The organism is Yersinia alsatica, from assembly GCF_902170305.1.
GTDB lineage: Bacteria > Pseudomonadota > Gammaproteobacteria > Enterobacterales > Enterobacteriaceae > Yersinia > Yersinia alsatica.
On the sequence record NZ_CABHWW010000015.1, the window covers coordinates 70,639 to 91,095 of the forward strand.

Genomic DNA, 20,457 nt, shown 5'->3' on the forward strand with positions numbered 1-20,457 from the left:
TCCCAACCGGACAAAACGGTTGGGATTATCCATTAGCGGGACAAAATCAGATGAATGCCAAAACCGGTGAATAACACCCCAGCCAAGCCATCAATCCATTTGGACAACCGCTGATAGCCACGGCGCATCACTGGTAACGCAAATATGCAGGCGACCACGCTGAACCAGACGAACGTTTCCCCAACAATCAAGACAAACAGTCCCCAGCGCGCGCCCGCGCTAACATCATCACCGACAAACAATGAAAATACGCTACCGAAATAGATAACGGCTTTGGGATTCGAGAGGTTGGTCAGAAAGCCGCGCAGGAAAGTCCGGCCACGCGCGGGCAGCACAACCTGTACTTCAGTTTCTGTGGTATCACGTTTGCTGCGGGCAGATTTTAGCAACTGCCAGCCCATCCAGCACAGATACAAGCCGCCACCGACCATAATAATCTGATGCAACCACGCCATTTTCTGCAAGATCAGATTCAGCCCCATCAGCGCGACACCGGCCCAGATAACAATACCGAGTGAAATCCCCACCACCCCCATCATCGCCTCGCCACGTGAACGACTGACAGCAGTTTGGGAGACAAAGAAGAAATCAGGCCCCGGGCTCATCAGAGCCACTAGGTGTACCAGTGCGACCGTCAGAAATAGCATTAGCATGGATAGGTTCTCATCGACCCTGCGGGCTTGAAACCGCAGCGGCGTTAGTCATCATTATTGTCTACATGGTCACGGATCATGGCCATAAAGGGTGCGCCAAAGCGCTCCAGCTTGCGCTGCCCGACACCATTGACACTCAGTAGCTCGCTGGCAGTAATTGGCATCTGCTCAGCCATCTCCAGCAACGTGGCATCGTTAAACACCACATAAGGCGGAATATTGCCTTCGTCGGCGATAGATTTGCGTAACTTACGTAATTTGGCGAATAACTTGCGATCGTAATTGCCACCATAAGATTTTTGATTGGCACTGCTGCGCACTTTCAGGCTCTGAATACGTGGCACCGCCAATTGCAGTGGCAATTCAGCGCGCAATACCGGGCGCGCCGCTTCCGTCAATTGTAAGGCGGAGAACATTGCAATATTCTGGCTCAATAATCCGAGGTGAATAAGCTGGCGCAATACACTGACCCAGTGTTCATGACTTTGTTCGCGACCAATGCCATACACTGATAGCTTGTCATGACCAAATTCACGAATGCGCTGGTTATTGGCCCCACGCAGCACCTCAACGATATACCCCAGACCAAAGCGCTGTCCAACCCGATAAACACACGACAGCGCTTTTTGTGCATCAGCTAACCCATCGTAGCGCTTGGGCGGATCAAGGCAGATATCGCAGTTGCCGCATGATTGCTGTTTGCCCTCGCCAAAATAGTTGAGCAAAACCAACCGGCGGCAGGTTTGCGCTTCAGCGAAAGCCCCCATCGCATTGAGTTTATGCCGCTCAATATCCTGTTGCGCACCCGCGGGCTTCTCTTCCAGACAGCGGCGTAACCATGCCATATCTGCCGGGTCATACAGCAGCATGGCCTCGGCGGGTAAGCCATCACGCCCGGCACGGCCGGTTTCCTGATAGTAAGACTCGATAGTACGCGGAATATCAAAATGCACCACAAAGCGGACGTTGGGTTTATTAATCCCCATACCGAAGGCTACGGTGGCCACCACGACTTGCAAGTCATCGCGCTGAAAAGCCTCTTGCACTTGTGCGCGACGCTCATTATCCAACCCGGCGTGATAAGCAGCAACACTCAGGCCACGGCTTTGCAAACGGGCGGTGGTGTCTTCCACTTTTGCCCGGCTATTGCAGTAAATAATGCCACTTTTGCCGCGTTGGTCCTGCACAAAACGCCACAGTTGATCGAGCGGTTTAAACTTCTCGACCAGGGTGTAGCGGATATTGGGGCGGTCAAAGCTACTGACCTGAATCAATGGCTGATCCAGATTGAGCAAGCGCACGATATCACCGCGCGTCGCTTCATCCGCCGTGGCGGTCAGTGCAATAACCGGCAAATCAGGAAAACGTTGTTTTAACTGACCAAGAGCACGGTATTCCGGGCGGAAATCATGCCCCCATTGAGAGATACAGTGGGCTTCATCCACGGCCAATAGCGCAGGTCGCCACTGATGCAGTTGATCAAGAAAGCTCTCCATTACCAGACGTTCTGGCGCGATGTACAGCAGCTTAATCTGGCCGCTGCGACACCCATCCATCACCGCCAATTGCTGTTCGCGGTTTTGCGACGAGTTTAAGCACCCCGCCCCCACGCCATAGGCCAGCAGTTGGTCAACCTGGTCTTTCATCAACGAGATTAAAGGAGAAACCACCAGTGTCAGCCCATCCGTCACCAGTGCCGGAATCTGATAACACAAGGATTTACCCCCACCCGTTGGCATCACTACCAGGCAATCTTGTCCTGATAGGGTGGCGTTGATAATTTCCTGTTGTCCGGGCCGGAATTGCTGATAGCCAAAAGTATCGCGCAATACTTGCTGTGCCAGTAATTCCCTATTTATCACTGCTGCGGTTGACACACTCTTCCCCAACTATTAGATCTGCACAGGCCGGTTAGCCGGCCTGTGTCTGAAACTTTTCTAACGCCGGATGACGTTAAAGGACATCATTCAACATGATACCCACACCCACCCGTGTTTGCCTAAAGTTATAGTCAATCATTGACTCACCATAGCCACTGAACACTTGGGTATAGAAACGGACATGTTTAGTGATTGGGTAGCTCCAGCCCATTTCAGCGCCGCCGTAACCGGTATTCCAGTTATAGCGCCCATCAAGACTGAATACGCTGTCACCCAAGGCATAACCGACTTTCAGACGATAATAACCCATGTATTTATTGATATCTGGGTTGTCATCTTTTGCGTCACTTTCAGGAATACGATACCAAGGCTTCAGGTCAATTTCCAAGTTACCGCGCTGAGCCATCAAACGAGTATAAACACGATCCCAGCTACGTGAAGTTGGGTCGGCTTTACCATTCGACTGGTGGTTATAACCAAATTCGACCTCACGAAAAGTCCAACCCGCTAACTCATAATCGGTTGCCCACGCCAGGAATATCTGTGGTTCGTAGTTGGTTTCACGGAATGGCGAGGACTCGTCGCTGTTAGATGCCTGCCACCAAGAGCGCTGGGTATAAGACGCCCCCAGTAATGAATTATCACCCGCAATACCACGCCAGATAGGGAAGCCCAAACTCAGTTGGAACTTAACTTCATCTTTCTTCGCATTTTCAGCCCAATCATAAGAGCTGATCGCATCTTTATTGATATCGCTGGTGTAGGTATATAGCAGATAGTTAGTTTCATACGGATAAAGCAGGAATGGATTATCGTGATCCTGCAACATTGCCGCGATAATACTGCCACGCACCGCTGGTGCATCGTGAATCTTCTCAACCGTCGCAACATCTGCCTGTGCCAAGGTTGGCGCCAGTAATAGCGCTATTAATATCTGCCAAAATCTACCCATAACTCCCCCATCCCCTTACGAATTATTTCTATTTGTAATGAAAACAGCTCATTCTACACACAAATGTTATCTTGGATTAGTGTTGTTTATATTTATGATTTAACGACTGGAAAACAACAAAATAGGAGCATAAAATAAACAACTCATTAACTTGTGGGATAATTGCCCATAAATAGTCACTAAGAGAACAGACTGCAATGTCAGTTACACCGTTAACGCTGGAAGGTGCTCGTCAAGTCATCGGGGAAATCTTTGTCTATCACATGCCTTTTAATCGTGAATTAGGCCTAAAATTAACCCGCTTCGAGCAAGATTACGCTGAAATTACTTTTGATAATAATGACAAATTAGTCGGTAATATCGCACAAAGGATCCTGCATGGCGGGGTTATCGCCGCAGTACTGGATGTCGCTGCCGGTTTGGTGTGTGTCGGTAACAGCCTGGTTCGTCATGAGCCCTTGATTCAAGAACAACTGCAAATGAAGCTAGCTAAAATGGGCACTATCGACCTACGAGTCGATTATTTGCGCCCGGGCCGTGGCGAGCATTTCATCGCCAGCAGCAGTATTTTACGTAGCGGTAATAAGGTCTCAGTTGCCAGAGTTGAGCTGCATAATGAAAAGCAAATTCATATCGCCAGCGCCACAGCGACCTATCTGGTGGGGTAATTAGACTTTAAGCGGTGATGATTAGTCGCTCGAAGTTAAGTACACTCACCGCATCTCCTTTCTTGTTCCGAGCCACACCATGGATAAACAACAAACTCGTCAGGGCATTTTCTTTGCTCTGGCTGCCTATTTTATTTGGGGTATTGCCCCTGCTTATTTCAAGCTAATCCAACAGGTGCCGGCTGATGAAATCTTGACTCATCGCATTATCTGGTCATTTTTCTTTATGCTGATACTGCTGACTGTCAGCCGTAATTGGCCACAAGTTCGCAGTGCCTGTAGAAATCGTAAGCGCCTACTTTTACTGGCAGTGACCGCCGTATTGATTGCCTGTAACTGGCTATTGTTTATCTGGGCGGTGAACCATAACCATATGCTGGAAGCCAGCTTAGGTTACTTTATAAACCCGCTGGTCAATGTGCTATTTGGCATGCTGTTTCTGGGTGAGCGTTTTCGCCGTATGCAGTGGGTCGCGGTAGCACTGGCTTTTGGTGGTGTATTAATTCAGCTGTGGCAGTTTGGCTCACTCCCCGTTATCGGCTTAGGTCTGGCGATTACTTTTGCCCTATATGGCCTGATACGTAAAAAACTGGGAATTGATGCCCAAACCGGGATGTTGGTGGAAACCATGTGGTTGCTGCCCATCGCGGCGGTCTATCTGTTCTTTGTTGCCGACAGCCCAACCAGCCATCTGAGCGCCAATACCTGGTCGCTGAATGTATTGCTCGCCGCTGCCGGGGTGATAACCACTATCCCGCTGCTATTCTTCACCGCTGCGGCCACTCGTTTACGGCTATCGACATTGGGCTTCTTCCAGTATCTGGGGCCGACATTGATGTTTATTCTGGCGGTGACCTTCTACGGCGAGACTATCGGCAACGATAAAATGGTGACTTTCGCCTTTATCTGGGCGGCATTGTTACTGTTCACGCTAGATGCGCTCTATACCCAACGCAAGCTGCGGGCCTAACCATCACAATCCCCCCACAACTGGAGTTGCAGCTAACCCCTGCAACTCCAAGCCCCAAGACTAGAGCCAGTTTTTGCGCTTGAAATAGAGGTACGGAGCCAGGCCAGCAATAATCATCAAGCTAATTGCTCCCGGATAACCAAATGACCAGCGCAGCTCTGGCATGAATTCAAAGTTCATCCCATAACTAGAAGCCACCAGTGTTGGCGGCAGGAAGACCACCGAGACAACTGAGAAGATCTTGATGATGCGGTTCTGCTCGATGTTGATAAAACCCATCGCAGCCTGCATCAGGAAGTTAACTTTCTGGAACAAGGATTCATTGTGTGGCAACAGCGATTCGATATCGCGTAGGACTTCACGCGCCTGTTCCAACTGGCCGCTGGGCAAACGCGCCTTACGTACCAGAAAATTCAGCGCCCGCTGGGTATCCATCAGACACAGTCGCACTTTCCAGCCGATATCTTCCTGCTCCGCCAAGGTCGACAGCGCGGCATCATATTCATCACCTTGCTGGCCTTCCATGATAACCCGGCTTAATGCTTCCAAATCGCTGTAAATATTCTCGATTTCATCAGCCAGCTGTTCAATTTTAGTCTCAAACAGATCCAGCAGCAGCTCATAGGCATTGCCATCAACCAGTGTCTGGTTGCGCGCGCGCATACGGTACAAACGAAATGCCGGTAATTCACGTTCACGCAGGGTATAAAGGCGACCATCACGGATAGTAAATGCCACGGTTGAGTTACCGGCGTGATCTTCGGCATCTTCATAATAGAAGAAGGAGTGAATATGTAGGCCATCTTCATCTTCAAAGAAGCGTGCGGAGGCCTCGATGTCATCTAGCTCTGGCCGAGTCGCCAGACTTTGCCCTAGTTCAGACTGGACGCGTTCCCGCTCCCCCTCTTCTGGCTCGACTAAATCGACCCAAATTGAGGTAGTCAGGTCATCTGATTCATCCAGCTCCAAACGGGATAAGCGATTGTTACTTAATTTAAATGCGCTCAGCATGTGCCAAAACTCCCTTGCGGTGTGGATAGGGGAAACGCATTGAAGCACAGAAACAGGTGAGTATTGAAATACCGTTTGTTTCAGACCATAAGGAGATCTGACTCACAGCGACGGTTTAGCGGGGTCGCTGACAACCACGAAGGCTATCAGCAAAGATGAGGATAGCCTTAGAAGTTGCACCATATGAACAGGTTATTGAGCCAGTATCTACTGGGTGTGTCCAAGGCGAATGTCCTCATCAAGAATAGTGCGCGCATGTTACGCCGAGAAGAAAAAGACTGTCAACCGGTTAAAAGTTGCTACTCCACAGCCCAAATGAGAAAGCACGACATTTGGATGATGAGAGTAAAAAAAACCGAAGCCAACTTCGGCCTCGGTTTTGCGTATCCTGCGTATTCATTTAACCAATAATCAGGTGAAATTCACAAACAGGCTTTCCCTTTGGTATTGGCAAAATATCAACGCTTTATGTTTTTAAACTGTTTAGTAGTGTCGGTCAGTGCAATCTCTGTCGGCAGTCGTTCCATAGAACTGGCACCGTAGAAACCATCACATTGCGGGCAATTATCCATGATGTATTGCGCATCTTCAGGCGTCGAAATTGGCCCGCCGTGGCACAGGACAATAATATCCTCACGCACGGCTTTCGCCGCCGCCGCCCACTCATTAATCAATGGCACGCAGTCAGCCAGCTTCAGTGCAGTATCAGCACCAATGTTACCGCCGGTCGTCAGCCCCATATGAGGAACAATAATATCGGCTCCTGCTTGGGTCATAGCAACGGCATCTGCGGCACTGAAGACATAAGGTGTCGTCAGCAAATCTTTCTCATGGGCCAGGCGGATCATATCAACTTCCAAGCCATAACCCATGCCGGTCTCTTCAAGGTTGGCGCGGAAGTTACCGTCAATTAAGCCGACAGTAGGGAAGTTCTGCACACCAGAGAAGCCCAAGTCTTTCAAATGGTCCAAAAAGTGATCGAACTGACAGAATGGGTCGGTCCCATTAACCCCGGCCAGCACCGGTGTTTTCTTGACGACTGGCAGCACTTCTTTAGCCATATCGACCACAATTTCATTCGCATTACCGTACGCCAGCAGCCCTGCTAGCGAACCACGGCCCGCCATACGATAGCGGCCAGAGTTATAGATAACGATTAAATCAATACCGCCAGCCTCTTCGCATTTAGCTGACAACCCTGTACCCGCACCGCCGCCGATAATCGGCTCACGGCGGGCAATCATTTCCCGGAATTTAGCCAATATGGCCTGGCGTTGAAATTTTGGCATATGTTTCTCCACAAATTAAATGGCCCTAAACCCGTCATACTTCAAACTGCATGTGCGTTGGCTGCCTTCGCTCACCCCAGTCACTGACTCGTGTAAGCTCCTGGGGATTTACTCAGTTGCCGCCTTCCTGCAACTCGAATTATTTAGGGTTGGATGGGCTCTTTGCTATTTCTTTAAAGTTTTCTACCGCAGCCTGAGCAAATTCCGGGTCGTTAATATTGAACGGATAATGCACCAAGCGGCGTTTTTCGGTTTGAATAACAGTCTCTTCCAGTGTCTGAATAAAAGCTTTTAACGCCTTTTCATCCCAGAATGGCTGGCCGGGCGCATCCAGTGCAGAGAAACCGCCTTCTGGAATTAAGAAGCGGACTTCGCCTTGGCAGCGATTTAACTTCTCGCCAATCCAGCGTGCCATTTGGATGTTCTCTTGCTCGGTGGTGCGCATCAGCGTGACTTGTGCATTATGTTTATAGAACAAGCGATCCGCATATTTCGCCGGAATCGTTGCCGGGCTACCAAAATTGACCATATCCAAAGCACCACAGGAGCCAACATAAGGGATATTGGTATGAGCAATGGCATCGAACCGTTCTGGGCCGCAGGCCAATACCCCATCAAATAACAAATCGCAAACTTCAGTAGTAGTCAGATCCAGCGCCCCGGCCAATAAACCACTTTCGGCCAGTTTCTCCATGGCCTTGCCGCCGCTCCCGGTGGCGTGAAAAACCAGACAATCATATTCTGACGATAATGCTGCACTGACTGCTTGAATACAGGGGGTGGTCACGCCAAACATCGTCAGCCCCAGCGCCGGTTTGTCATCCGTGGCTGTCTCTGCTTTCGCAAAGTAAACCGCACCGGCAATTTGATGGGCGGCATTACTCAATACCCGGCGAGAAATGCGGTTAAGTCCGGCAATATCAGTGACTGAGTACATCATGGCGATATCACTCGCGCCGATATAACCGGAAACATCACCCGAAGCCATGGTAGAAACCATCAGTTTAGGAATACCGATGGGCAAACTTTGCATCGCGGGAGTTATCAGTGCCGTACCGCCAGATCCCCCCAGACCTAACAGCGCAGCGACATCTTCACGGCTATTGATAAAGCACTCAAAAGCCTGCGCCATCGCGCTTATTGCTCGCCCTCGATCACCACAGAAAACCGCCTGACGCCCATCTGGGTGATAGCTCGCCACGGTCTCGGCCGAAATATCCGCACCACCGACCTGCTGACCTTCTTTCGTCGATAAATCAACCGTGACTGTCGTCAAGCCGGTTGCTTTAATCAATGCACTGACATACGCCAGCTCTTCGCCTTTGGTATCTGTCGTGGTAGCAATATAAATATGACGAGGCATCTGAACATCCTTCTATGAATGCGCGAACAACTCACTTGTATGGGAAGTTTGTTTTCTTTTACTGCCGAACAATGAAGCGAGTTGGTTAAGATAGAATCATATTGAGACTGTCGTATCATTTACGCAAAGATCATAGCCCAAATATGAGACGACAGTCTCAAAATTAGTTTGAATGCGGCGTGCTTTCATGGCGATTTGTGCAAACGGTTTGTTATAGTGAGCACAAATACGATCTGTAGCCCTGGAGTGACCGTGAATAATCAGGATAAACAGGAAAGCTCCTCTCCATCATTGACCACCATTAGGGCCAGAACCCGGCGGTTACTTATCGATACCGCGATGTCGATGTATGAACAAGGCGCGTTTCCATCAATCACCGAAGTGGCAAATGCCGCCCAACTTTCCCGTGCTACGGCTTATCGCTATTTCCCGACACAGAGTGCGCTGGTCTCTGCGATGGTTGATGAAAGCCTTGGCCCGATTTTGTCATGGCAGCCGACTCAACCCGATGCACGCCAACGCATTGCTGAATTACTCTCATTTGCTTATCCGCGCATGTTGCAACACGAAGGTGTGTTGCGGGCCGCTCTGCATCTCTCGTTACAACAATGGGCTGATAATCGTAACCACCCCAATAATGAAGAAAAATTAGTTCGTGGTAACCGTAAGCGGCTGTTAAAGCTGGCTGTCGAGCCATTGGAAGGAAAGCTGGAGCCGGAAGCGCTGCAACGGGTGATCCACGCTTTTTCACTCATTTACGGGTCAGAAGTCTTTATGGTGCTGAAAGATATTTGGCATTTAGATGAGGCGGGAATTCAGGATGTCACTCAGTGGATGGGCAAAGCCATTTTATTGCAGGCAGAAACCGACGCACGTCTGGCTGTCCAGGATAAGAGCGAGGGCCGCTAATTCCGCGGCAGCCTTGAGTTATAAGCTTACTCGGGTAGGTGAATGCCGCTAACACCATTGCGGCGTCAAGGCCGCAGGGTAAGTTTAGACGGCTTCCAGACGTGCATATGCCGCCACTAGCCACTTAATGCCTTCACCGGGGAAAGCAATCTGCAACCGGCTGTGCTCACCGCTACCTTCCAGATTAACCACCGTGCCTTCACCGAATTTAGGATGGCGCACTCGCTGCCCCAATGAGAATCCGCTGTCATTTTCGTGCATCGGCGTCCCCATGCGGCGGTGATTGACCGGACGAGAGACTGTCGCGCGTAGCCGCACCTCCTCAACACACTCTTGCGGCAGTTCGCCGATGAAACGTGATGGGCGGTGATTGACTTCTTTGCCATACAGACGGCGGCTCTCAGCATAGCAGAGCGTCAGTTTCTGCATGGCGCGGGTAACGCCAACATAGGCCAACCGGCGCTCTTCCTCCAGACGCCCGCCTTCATCCAAGGACATCTGGCTTGGGAACATCCCCTCTTCCATACCCACTATGAATACCTGTGGGAACTCCAGACCCTTTGCTGAATGGAGCGTCATCAGTTGCACTGCATCCTGATAAGCATCGGCCTGCCCCTCTCCAGCCTCCAGCGCCGCATGAGAGAGAAACGCCTGTAGTGGCATCAGGTCTTGATCTTCGTCCTGATAGCTATATTGGCGGGTAGCATTGACCAGCTCTTCAAGGTTCTCAATACGTGCCTGGCCTTTTTCACCCTTCTCTTGCTCGTACATTGACCACAAACCAGAATCACGAATGACACGGTCGGTTTGCACGTGCAGCGGCATATCGGCGGTTTCATGGGACAGTGAGTCCACCAGCTCGACAAAACGTTGCAACGCAGAGGCGGCACGGCCTGCCAGCACTTTTTCCTGCAACATGGCGCGGGTTGATTGCCACAAGGTTAACTGGCGGTCACGGGCAGTCTGACGCACCACATCTAAGGTGCGATCGCCAATACCCCGCGTCGGCGTATTGACCACCCGCTCGAAGGCCGCATCATCATTGCGATTAGAAATCAGGCGCAAATAGGCCAATGCATCTTTAATTTCCTGACGTTCGAAGAAGCGCTGACCGCCATAAATACGGTACGGCATTGCAGTCTGCAATAAGGCCTCTTCCAGCACCCGCGATTGGGCGTTACTACGATACAAAATGGCACAATCATTCAGCGCGCCACCATTGTCTTGCCAAGCTTTAATGCGGTTAACCACGAAGCGGGCTTCATCCAGCTCATTAAAGGCGCAATAGAGCGAGATAGGCTCGCCTTCCGCCCCTTCCGTCCACAAGTTCTTACCCATGCGGCCATCATTATGGGCAATCAGGGCATTAGCGGCGGTCAGAATATTGCTGGTCGAGCGGTAATTCTGCTCCAGACGGATAGTTTCGGCACCGGGAAAATCTTTCAGGAAGCGCTGGATATTCTCTACTTGCGCCCCACGCCAGCCATAAATTGACTGGTCATCATCGCCGACGATCATCACATTGGAGCGCTCACCTGCCAGCAGGCGAATCCAGGCGTACTGGATGTTGTTGGTATCCTGGAACTCATCCACCAGAATATTGGTAAAACGTTCACGATAATGATTAAGAATATGCGGCTTGTTCAGCCACAGTTCGTGAGCGCGCAGCAGCAGCTCGGCAAAATCCACCAGCCCCGCTCGGTCACAGGCTTCCTGATAAGCTTGATAGATACGCAGCCAAGTGGCTTCGACCGGGTTACCGTAGCTTTCAATATGCTGCGGACGTAGCCCTTCATCTTTTTTGCCATTGATGTACCACATCGCCTGACGCGGTGGCCATTGCTTCTCATCTAAATTCAGAGCTTTAACCAAGCGCTTCAATAACCGCAGTTGGTCATCGCTATCAAGAATTTGGAAATCCTGCGGCAGATTGGCATCCATATGATGGGCGCGCAGCAACCGGTGCGCCAGCCCGTGGAAAGTACCAATCCACATCCCGCCCTGACTGGTTCCAATCAAGTGCTCAATGCGGTGGCGCATTTCAGCGGCAGCTTTATTGGTGAAGGTCACCGCGATAATGGAATAGGGAGAGGCGTTTTCGACCGACAATAGCCAGGCAATACGATGAACCAGCACGCGGGTTTTGCCACTGCCCGCACCGGCCAGTACCAACAGGTTGCAGCGTGGCGCAGCCACGGCTTCGCGTTGTTTTTCATTCAGGCTGTCGAGCAGATCAGAAACGTCCATAGGCACCGTTCATCGGGTAAGAGAAAATAGCTAAATCGCCGGTTATCCGACTATTTTACCAGCATTCCACTGTGAATTTATACAGAGTTATTGCAGAGGATTATAGCAATGCTGTCAGGGAAGCCAACTGCGAAATCTCAATATGTGGCAATAACCGGCTATCACGGGCAGTCATCAAGCTTTGTTGCCGATCGTTAATCCAGCACGCTTGCATGCCGCAACGTAGCGAACCGGCGACATCGGTGGTCAAATCATCACCAACATGCAAGATATGTTTCAGTGGAATATCCAGATGGTTCGCCGCTTTATGGTACATATCGCGGAAAGGTTTGGCGCGGCCATGAGGGCCAGAGCGCAACACAAACTGGAAATAAGTGTCCAGACCGCAAGCTTTAGGATCGGCATTGCCATTGGTAATCGCCACCAGCGGATAATGTTCGGCCAGCGCGCTCAAGGTGTCATGCGTGGCTGGCGGCACATAGATGCGGCTACGCCATACGGCGAAATTTTCCATGGCAGCATCAGCGCCACATTGTGCTTCTGACTTACTCAGGCCATGACGAATCAGGCCCAGCTCGATAGCATGCCAGCGCCACTGGGTGACATCGTGGTAAATATCAGGGTCTTGCGCCAGTAACTCACTGCGAAAACGTTGAAAATCTGTGGCTTGTAGCTGTGCCAAATTGGGATGGTACTGCTGTAAAAATGCCACAGACTCTTGCTCTGTACGGGCTATCACTGGCCGGTTGTCGTACAGGGTGTCATCCAAGTCGAAAGTAATGGCGGAAATCCGCTCCAGTGGACGATAAAAATGCATCAAGATTTGCCTCGTTTGGCCCGTGGATGAGCAGCATCATACACTGTTGCCAGATGTTGAAAGTCAAGATGGGTATAAATTTGTGTGGTGGTCAGATTGGCATGCCCCAGCAGCTCTTGCACTGCGCGCAGATCACCACTGGACTCCAGCATATGAGTCGCAAAAGAGTGGCGCAATTTGTGGGGATGAATATGGCTGCTGACTCCCTGCTTCACGCCCCATTCAGCAAAGCGTTTTTGTACATTACGCGCTGAAATTCGCTTACCGGTATTGGCCAAGAAAATGGCGTCATCTTGCGGTTCAAACAGCTCACGCAGCGCCAACCAATGTTCTAACCAAGTGACTGCTGTTTTGCCAATCGGGACTTTGCGCTCTTTGCTGCCTTTACCCATTACCCAGACTTCGCCGCTGGCTAAATCGACATGTTTGCAGTTCATGCCTACCAGTTCAGATAAACGCAAACCCGCGCCATACATCACTTCCAGCATCGCCCGGTCACGCACGGCCAAAGGGTCATTCAAATCGATATCCAGCAGTTTATCGACTTCATCGACATCAATATTTTTCGGCAAATGGCGGCCAGAGCGCGGGGTACTGATCCCTTTGGCTGGATTAGCTTGCAGTACACCCTGGCTGACCAACCAGTTAAGGAAACTGCGCAATGCCGAGAGCCGCAAAGCAAGGCTGGAAGAGTGCAAACCGGCACGTTTACTGCGGGAAACCAGTGAGCGAACCTGAGCGGCATCCAGCGTTTGCCAGTGCGCAAGGCCCATTTGCTCGCCTATCTCCATCAGTGCCTGTAGCTGACGCCGATAGCTGGTGATGGTCAATGGGCTGAGCTGACGCTCAACTTTGAGATAACGCAGGAAAGCCTCTACCTGCGGGGCAAGCGAGGCACTGAATTCGGTCATACCGGCTCTATCCAGCGCTCCAGCAAGCTCGGCAATAACGTTGATAACTGATTCAGCATCACGGTACCCATACCCTGCTGATAATGCTGTGTATCGCGGCTGCTAAAAATAATCACCCCTAAATCGCCGTCTTTACCCAACAATGACAGCGCCACGGACCCCACTTGCTTAGCTTGCGGCAATAGCAGCAACAGCTCCGGCCCGTTTAGGCTGCCCAGATAGTGCCGTTCATTGCCCAGACGCTGAATACGCATAGGTTCAAAAGCATGGCGAGACAGACCTAAATGGGTGAAATCAGACGGCGCGCCTATTTGCCAACGGTCAGTGAACAGCCGGACATTCGCCCCCGCCAGACCGAAATCTCGGGCCCAGCGCTGCAAACGGTTAAGCATATCTTGCAAGCTACTGGCGGCAGCAAGATTGCTCTGGAGTTGCAGTAAGCGGCTGAACAGCACTTCATTCAGGCCCGCCTGCTCCATCAGCAAAGTGATTTCTTCTTCCAACTGGCCTATCTGATTACGCTGACGCCCCAGTTGCCACTCTACCAGCGAGACTGTGCCTCTCACCGGATGAGGGATATGCATCTGTTCAACCAAACGCGCGTTGCGAATAAAGAAGTCGGGATTTTGCAATAAATACTGCATGACGGCATCGTCATCTAACTCGACACCGGCTAGCGCCTGCTCCTCATAACTTTTCATGTAACACCCGTTATAAATGGATAAATCCGTCGTAAACATGGGTCGCTGGCCCGGTCATATACAATGGGTGACCCGGCCCTTTCCAACTAATATGCAAACTGCCGCCGGGCAGTTCGACATCAACCTCTTCACCCAATAATTCTTGCTGAATCCCGACCGCAACTGCGGCGCAAGCCCCACTACCACAGGCTTGAGTTTCACCGGCACCACGTTCATACACTCGTAGGCGGATATGTTCCCGGCTCACCACCTGCATAAAACCGATATTGGCACGTTCTGGGAAGCGCTCATGGCTTTCTAATACTGGGCCCAGCAACGCAACATTGGCAACTGAAACATCATCGACCTGCATCACACAATGAGGATTGCCCATCGACACCACACCGCAGAGCACCGTGTGTTCTGCCGCGCGTAAAATGTAGGTTTTCTCAGCTTTTGCTGCACGAAAAGGAACGGTTTGCGGATCAAAATTGGGCTCACCCATATTAACGCAAACCAGTTCATCTTCTGTGACACTCAATATCATGCGGCCCGTTTGGGTGCTCACACTGATATCGCGCTTATTGGTCAACCCTTTCAGTCGGACAAAACGAGCAAAACAGCGCGCGCCATTGCCGCACTGAGAAACTTCGCTGCCATCGGCATTAAAAATACGGTAGTGAAAATCCAGCTCAGGATCATAAGGCGGCTCAACCACCAACATCTGATCAAAGCCCACGCCAGTGTGCCGGTCTGCTAATCGGCGGATTAACTCCGGCGAAAAGTAAACATTTTGAGTAACTGCATCGACAACCATAAAGTCGTTGCCAAGACCGTGCATTTTGGAGAACTGCATTTCATACTCCGCTGACTTTCATTTACCTGCTAAATATTCGGTACTGGCTAAATTCGGTACTGACTTTGTCTGGCTGCGATAGGAATAATCACTGAGGCCCGGCGATGCTCTGGTTCTGCGGATTCTGCTGATTACGCTCAATGTTGCCGCTATCTTGCTTGGTTGTTTCTACTTTTGGCTTATCCGATGGTGGGAAGTACAGTGGGCCTTTCAGACCACAACCGGAGAGCGCGAGCACCATCATTGCCGTTAACAGCCAACATAATTTATTTTTCATTTTTTAATGCCTGTAACCTGTTTTGATATCAATAAAGCGTTTTGACGCAGGTATTCGTATTAATGCCTGTAATTCTTGCGCCCAAGGTCTCTATAATCGCAGGTGGATCATGAAAAGCAATAGGAATTGAATATGAACGATAGCGAGTTTCATCAGTTAGCCGATCAATTGATGCTTTGCATTGAAGAGACACTGGATAGTTTTACCGGCGATAGTGATATCGATTATGAAACTAATGGCGGGGTGATGACCCTAACTTTCGAAAATGGCAGCAAGATTGTGATCAATCGCCAAGAGCCATTGCATCAGGTCTGGCTGGCGACTAAAACCGGCGGCTACCATTTTGATTACCGTGAAGGGCACTGGTATTGTTCACGCAGCGGCGAAGAGTTTTTCCACAAATTATCTGAAGCGGCCACCACCCAAGCGGGTGAAGCAGTGCATTTCGGCTAACCACACTAAACCATGCCAGCCCAATCACCGGCTGGCATGGCAACATCTGATATATAACCCCTGCTGCTGCCGAAACTAAATAAGGCAAATACCCGGTATATTGAATAGGAACACCATGGAATAATACCTCCAGAAACTCTTTACTTTCCCTACATATAATTATTTATAGGAATCAGTGTAAATGATATATCCTTCAAATCATATAAATCCGACTTTAAATTGTTATGATACTCAAAGTCATATTTTTAGCGACGCCGAAAAAATTAAAATAATAAATGAAGATATATCAAAATGTCATACAGAGTTAGAACGGAATTCGCTTAGAGCATTAAAAAGAGAGATAATAAAAGAACAATGCGAAAATAATACTGCTGGTAGAGTGACAGTTTATAATGGATGTAATCTTCAAGGTGTGGACCTAAGCAATCTTAATTTATCCGATATTGATTTCACAAATGCTGATCTTCGTTCTACCAATATGACGAACACCAATCTGAGTCATGCTATTCTTTACGGCGCAAAACTAACGGGCATACAGTGGAACAACACTAACATTATTGATACAAGAGTAGATCTGGATAATATCCGTCTACTTCCTCTCTCTGCTGAGGAACAATATGAAAAAATAGTAGAGTGTGTAGGGGAAATTAAAAGTAATAATACTCTTTACCAAGAGAATAATGCCATAAATGCATTCAGAGCCTCTTTGGATACAGAAAGCAAAATGCAAGCAAGATTATCTAAACTAGATAATAAACAATTACAGATTTTGCTTCCTTACTTATATGTTGAAGCCACCCACAAGCTAAATCCTATTATTGCCTATAACACGAAAGATGCTGGTTTTAAGGGCTGCAAGGAAGATGATAATGCCCTTATGATAAAAGGATATACCCTCTTACTTTCAGGGTTAAATGCTATCTACAATGACAAAAATAGCCACTATGAGGATAAAGTAAGAAGAGTGGGTTACAGTATAGAAAACCTTGCCGAGTTGTTAACTATCCAAGATGTCATAAACGTCAAATGTGGCAGCTCATTTATAACAATGAGCAACAGGATTTTTAATGTTAAGGACATCATAGATAACAAGATAGAGAATAAAATATTAACACTCGATACATTAAAATATGAATTAAATATTTTTACTCTTCATAATGATTCTTTAATAAAAATAAATGGAATAACGGATGATTCCGTTGAGAACAGAAGAAACGTAATTCACCAACTTGCACGTAAATTAGTGAATGCTCATGCTGAAGGTGATATTGCTGGGATATTTAAGTTAACATCAGATTTTCAATATCTGCATTTATTGCCAAATGCTAATGGCAGGGTTAGCCAAGTTATTCGGGATTGCTTTGCTCTTCACTTAGGTGAATTGCCTTTTTCAATGTTAACCAATATGTCTCATTATATGTACTTAAGTGAACCTGTTGATCAAAAACATTTAGAATTCATGCTGAAAAATTCACGTTCGGTACTCACTGCTATTGAAGAAAAAAGATTAACGACCAATATTTACAAAGAAATAATTGATAAACAAAAGCCTTTTATAGAAAAGAACTCAGCAACACACTTTGATACTGTTATGTTTTACTCTGAATATTATTGCAATGAAAATGCTAAAAATAATATATCAAAAGATGGAGAATTAATGCAGCACGATTTAGATTAAATTTATTGCCCATCAAACATAACCAATAACACTGTTTTTATTGGTTATGTTTTGTAGACATATCAATGTAACTGAAATTGTTGTGCGGGTGCACTGGCATCTTTATCAACAATATGCAGATGAGATAAGGTATTGCTGCGGAACGGAATTACCTGAGTCCGGCCATCTAACTGCACAATTTGATAGAATTGTGGCAAGTTGAAGTTGATAAAGCTGGAGCCGTAGGTAAAACGATCGTGAGAAGATGAATAGAAACGGCTAACATCCCGCACTAACTCCTCTTTACTGCCCTCACAATGGTGATAAACCTCAACCCGGTTGGTCTCATCCAGGATGTAAATATTAAAGCCTTTTTCATCTGCAGTACCCTCGAAGAAGAACTGAATAATCCCTTCGCTGGCAAAACCGTCAACCACCGGTGGCAGATGAATTTGATCAGTTTCGACCTGAATCGATAACCCATGCAGTTTATTATTGGAAATTGCACCATAGAATTCGACGGCATTTTCCAATTTCTGGACCGAGACACTCAGGCGCTCAAAGAACAGCCCCCAAGTCTGGCCGGACACCCGCACCGCTTTAAAACGGCCCGGTTCCTGACGGGTACTGGACAAGCGCAGATCAATACACTCAGAAACCAGTTGCTGAATACGGGTTCGAATCAAACCACGCAAATGCTGACTATAGCAGAACACATCCACCGACTCTGGCGGAGCCGCATCCTGATGCATTTTGCCTAAAATGGTTTTCAGTGCTTCTAATACCGCCTGCTCACCACTGAAATGCAAGGTTCGCACTTCGTTCCATGAGTTGCGGTACAACAAATCGATACTGCCAACCAGACACTGCTGCTGCTCGCCAAAACTGAAAACATCCAGTTTACGGAAATCAAAATGAACCACTTGATTGCGGAAAGCGGCGGTCGGGTCATTTTCCAGATTGACGATAATCGCTAAATGGCGAATTTCGCACGGGCTGTACAGCGCCTTCGGTGTCGGTGCGGGTAGCCGTAGCGGGAAGTGGTGAGAAATATCAGTCACCAACTCTTGCAGTTTCACGGTATCGCACAGATTGGCGCTTTTAATGTGCAACCGGGTCTTGCTGGTCAACAGGCCGTTGAAATAAGCCCACGACACCAATTTATTCAGATAACGATTATATTCCAGCGGCTGATGGCTGACGATAGCATCCATCGACGGCGCTTGATTATACAAATACCAGCCAGGCCGATTAGCTCGGCCCGCTGGAACATGAATAAAGGTCAAATGCTCTTCAGAAAGGTCGGGTGAAATCTGCGGGTTAACCAGTGTCACTTTACCCGGTAAAGCTTCAAATGCTGCGTACAGTTTACGGGTCAATACCCCGATATCCTGCGGGCTGGCGCTGACGCTTAAGTTGTTGCGGCGCGCAAAACGAATCAAGTTGCGATAACTTTGCATCATCGCATCCAATAACTCGTTATGTGCCTCACGCACACGTTCAATCTTCCAGTTAGCGCGGTTATCTAATACCGCCAAACTCTCGTCACTCCAGCCCCACTCACTGACCAATTGGCTGAGAATTTCACGTCGCCAACCCGCACTCGCTGGCGTGCGCGACAATTTTTCACACACTTTCAGATAGAAACAGCGGCGCACCAGGTTCAACCGAGTGGTGTCATTGATTTGAGTAAGATAGCGAGTGACGCGGTCGAGCATCATGCAGTAAGCATCAAGGCCAAACGCCACGATTTCACCGGCATGCAGGCGCTGTTTGATTTCCATCGCCAATAGTTGGGAGTTGGGGTATTCCCAAGAATAAGCTTCGAGCAGGACGGTTTTCAGTACCGCCTTATAAGGCGAATCGATACTTTTGTACAATTGCCACAAGCTGGCGCCGAAATACTCTTCCGCTGACAGGGTGCTCAAACCGCCTAGATCCAGCCATTCATTCGGCGTTAATACGCCCTGCGCGTAGAGCGACAGCACGTAATCATCGTAATTATTTTCTTCTTCGACCGGAACCATATTCCAAAGAATACGTTTCCCAGCCAGACGCACCGCACTGCGGTAAAATTCGTCCAGTAATAAAATATGTTGGGTTGAACCGCAATCTTCACCGCCCAAACTACCGCTGGCATTGTGGCGGAAGCGGTTTTCATCTATTAGGAAGAAACTCACTTCAACCCCCATTGATGCGGCCCATTTTTCCAGCAGGCTACATTTTTTTTGCAGGCGGTTACGTTCTTCAGAATCAAGCCAGGCTTGGTGACAGACCCAAATATCTAGATCGGATGTATGGCACTGACCAATAGATGAAGTGCTTCCCATAGAATAAACGCCGGTAATCGGCAATTCGCCGCCGACACTCTGCTGCAAAGGCTGGCCCCATTTGGCTTCAACCTCAGACAGATAATCCAGCTGTGTTTCATTAGGCGTGAAAAGGCAGATGCCATGGGGAACGTTACCATCAAGGTAACCCGGCATCAGCGGGTGATGACAATGTAATAGGGTCGGTAGCAGACTGTAGACCTTTTGGAAGGCTGGCCTCATGGCCGCCAAGGCGCGATCGACTCGTAATTGGTTGATCGCATCCAGTCGCTGTTTCAGTGTCTCGATGTAGAGGTACAAGACGTCTCGCCTGATTGTTCCGGTGCTTAGAAAGAAACCCGTGTTCCAGATTCGTTTATTGTTTGTTTGACCTTCACCCAAAGAATGTACATTTTGTTGAAGTGACCAAAAAACATTTTGTTTGAAGAATATTTAACGAATTATTGCTGGAAACGTGATCAATCTAACACCTTGCCGATTGACCGTAAAGAAAGTAAAGCTATCCCAACAATTATAATGCCTATCTATAGCCAA

General features: G+C 48.7%; 18 protein-coding genes. 5 read left to right on the forward strand and 13 right to left on the reverse strand.

Annotation, left to right across the window (positions count from 1 at the left end):
* Window positions 1-32: 32 nt before the first annotated feature.
* The 3 genes from rhtC to pldA all read right to left on the reverse strand — a co-directional run bounded on the left by rhtC (window position 33) and on the right by pldA (window position 3,485).
* Window positions 33-653, reverse strand: a complete 621-nt coding sequence (gene rhtC / locus FTA96_RS11100; RefSeq protein ID WP_050109700.1) for a threonine export protein RhtC — start codon at window positions 651-653, stop codon at window positions 33-35.
* Between the two features lie 44 nt (window positions 654-697).
* Window positions 698-2,530 carry an ATP-dependent DNA helicase RecQ gene (gene recQ, locus FTA96_RS11105; protein WP_050135695.1) on the reverse strand — a complete coding sequence of 611 codons (1,833 nt, stop codon included), beginning with the start codon at window positions 2,528-2,530 and terminating at the stop codon, window positions 698-700.
* Window positions 2,531-2,606: 76 nt separating this feature from the next.
* Window positions 2,607-3,485: a phospholipase A gene (pldA, locus tag FTA96_RS11110; protein WP_050123898.1), complete on the reverse strand. Its 879-nt coding sequence runs from the start codon at window positions 3,483-3,485 to the stop codon at window positions 2,607-2,609.
* 197 nt (window positions 3,486-3,682) lie between these two features.
* On the opposite strand from pldA, the gene FTA96_RS11115 reads away from it, so the two are divergent.
* Window positions 3,683-4,153: a thioesterase family protein gene (locus FTA96_RS11115; protein ID WP_050109696.1), complete on the forward strand. Its 471-nt coding sequence runs from the start codon at window positions 3,683-3,685 to the stop codon at window positions 4,151-4,153.
* Between the two features lie 79 nt (window positions 4,154-4,232).
* Window positions 4,233-5,123, forward strand: a complete 891-nt coding sequence (rarD, locus tag FTA96_RS11120; protein ID WP_050135693.1) for an EamA family transporter RarD — start codon at window positions 4,233-4,235, stop codon at window positions 5,121-5,123.
* 60 nt (window positions 5,124-5,183) lie between these two features.
* On the opposite strand, the gene corA is transcribed toward rarD, so the two are convergent.
* From corA to FTA96_RS11140, 3 genes are all read right to left on the reverse strand, one after another.
* The gene (gene corA / locus FTA96_RS11125) at window positions 5,184-6,134 is read right to left on the reverse strand and encodes a magnesium/cobalt transporter CorA (protein ID WP_050109694.1); all 951 of its coding nucleotides are present in this window, start codon (window positions 6,132-6,134) and stop codon (window positions 5,184-5,186) included.
* 458 nt (window positions 6,135-6,592) lie between these two features.
* On the reverse strand, window positions 6,593-7,423 hold the full coding sequence (locus FTA96_RS11135; protein WP_032911361.1) for a phosphoenolpyruvate hydrolase family protein: 831 nt from the start codon (window positions 7,421-7,423) through the stop codon (window positions 6,593-6,595).
* Between the two features lie 139 nt (window positions 7,424-7,562).
* A complete protein-coding gene (locus FTA96_RS11140; RefSeq protein ID WP_050109692.1) occupies window positions 7,563-8,786 on the reverse strand; it encodes a Tm-1-like ATP-binding domain-containing protein in 1,224 nt (407 codons plus the stop codon).
* 252 nt (window positions 8,787-9,038) lie between these two features.
* Here FTA96_RS11140 and FTA96_RS11145 point away from each other — a divergent pair, with 252 nt between their 5' ends.
* The gene (locus tag FTA96_RS11145; protein ID WP_050109691.1) at window positions 9,039-9,695 is read left to right on the forward strand and encodes a TetR/AcrR family transcriptional regulator; all 657 of its coding nucleotides are present in this window, start codon (window positions 9,039-9,041) and stop codon (window positions 9,693-9,695) included.
* Between the two features lie 84 nt (window positions 9,696-9,779).
* On the opposite strand, the gene uvrD is transcribed toward FTA96_RS11145, so the two are convergent.
* The 6 genes from uvrD to lptM form a co-directional block, all read right to left on the reverse strand.
* Window positions 9,780-11,942: a DNA helicase II gene (gene uvrD / locus FTA96_RS11150; protein WP_050109690.1), complete on the reverse strand. Its 2,163-nt coding sequence runs from the start codon at window positions 11,940-11,942 to the stop codon at window positions 9,780-9,782.
* Between the two features lie 100 nt (window positions 11,943-12,042).
* Window positions 12,043-12,759 carry a 5-amino-6-(5-phospho-D-ribitylamino)uracil phosphatase YigB gene (gene yigB / locus FTA96_RS11155; protein WP_050123902.1) on the reverse strand — a complete coding sequence of 239 codons (717 nt, stop codon included), beginning with the start codon at window positions 12,757-12,759 and terminating at the stop codon, window positions 12,043-12,045.
* Window positions 12,759-13,670 carry a tyrosine recombinase XerC gene (xerC, locus tag FTA96_RS11160; RefSeq protein WP_072089999.1) on the reverse strand — a complete coding sequence of 304 codons (912 nt, stop codon included), beginning with the start codon at window positions 13,668-13,670 and terminating at the stop codon, window positions 12,759-12,761. The genes yigB and xerC overlap by 1 nt, the downstream gene beginning before the upstream one ends.
* Window positions 13,667-14,371 carry a DUF484 domain-containing protein gene (locus FTA96_RS11165; protein ID WP_050109688.1) on the reverse strand — a complete coding sequence of 235 codons (705 nt, stop codon included), beginning with the start codon at window positions 14,369-14,371 and terminating at the stop codon, window positions 13,667-13,669. The genes xerC and FTA96_RS11165 overlap by 4 nt, the downstream gene beginning before the upstream one ends.
* 10 nt (window positions 14,372-14,381) lie before the next feature.
* Entirely contained in the window at window positions 14,382-15,206 is an 825-nt protein-coding gene (gene dapF / locus FTA96_RS11170) for a diaminopimelate epimerase (protein ID WP_050123904.1), read from the reverse strand.
* A gap of 88 nt (window positions 15,207-15,294) precedes the next feature.
* Window positions 15,295-15,483 (reverse strand): LPS translocon maturation chaperone LptM, encoded by a 189-nt coding sequence (gene lptM / locus FTA96_RS11175; RefSeq protein WP_050109686.1) that lies wholly within the window; start codon window positions 15,481-15,483, stop codon window positions 15,295-15,297.
* 132 nt (window positions 15,484-15,615) lie between these two features.
* On the opposite strand from lptM, the gene cyaY reads away from it, so the two are divergent.
* Together cyaY and FTA96_RS11185 are read left to right on the forward strand one after the other, a co-directional pair.
* Window positions 15,616-15,936, forward strand: a complete 321-nt coding sequence (gene cyaY, locus FTA96_RS11180) for an iron donor protein CyaY (RefSeq protein WP_145573836.1) — start codon at window positions 15,616-15,618, stop codon at window positions 15,934-15,936.
* Window positions 15,937-16,117: 181 nt separating this feature from the next.
* Window positions 16,118-17,614, forward strand: coding sequence for a pentapeptide repeat-containing protein (locus FTA96_RS11185; protein WP_145573837.1), 1,497 nt, complete (start codon window positions 16,118-16,120; stop codon window positions 17,612-17,614).
* Window positions 17,615-17,676: 62 nt separating this feature from the next.
* Here the strand turns inward: FTA96_RS11185 and FTA96_RS11190 are convergent, their stop codons facing one another.
* A complete protein-coding gene (locus FTA96_RS11190; RefSeq protein ID WP_050123906.1) occupies window positions 17,677-20,223 on the reverse strand; it encodes a class I adenylate cyclase in 2,547 nt (848 codons plus the stop codon).
* Window positions 20,224-20,457: the final 234 nt, after the last annotated feature.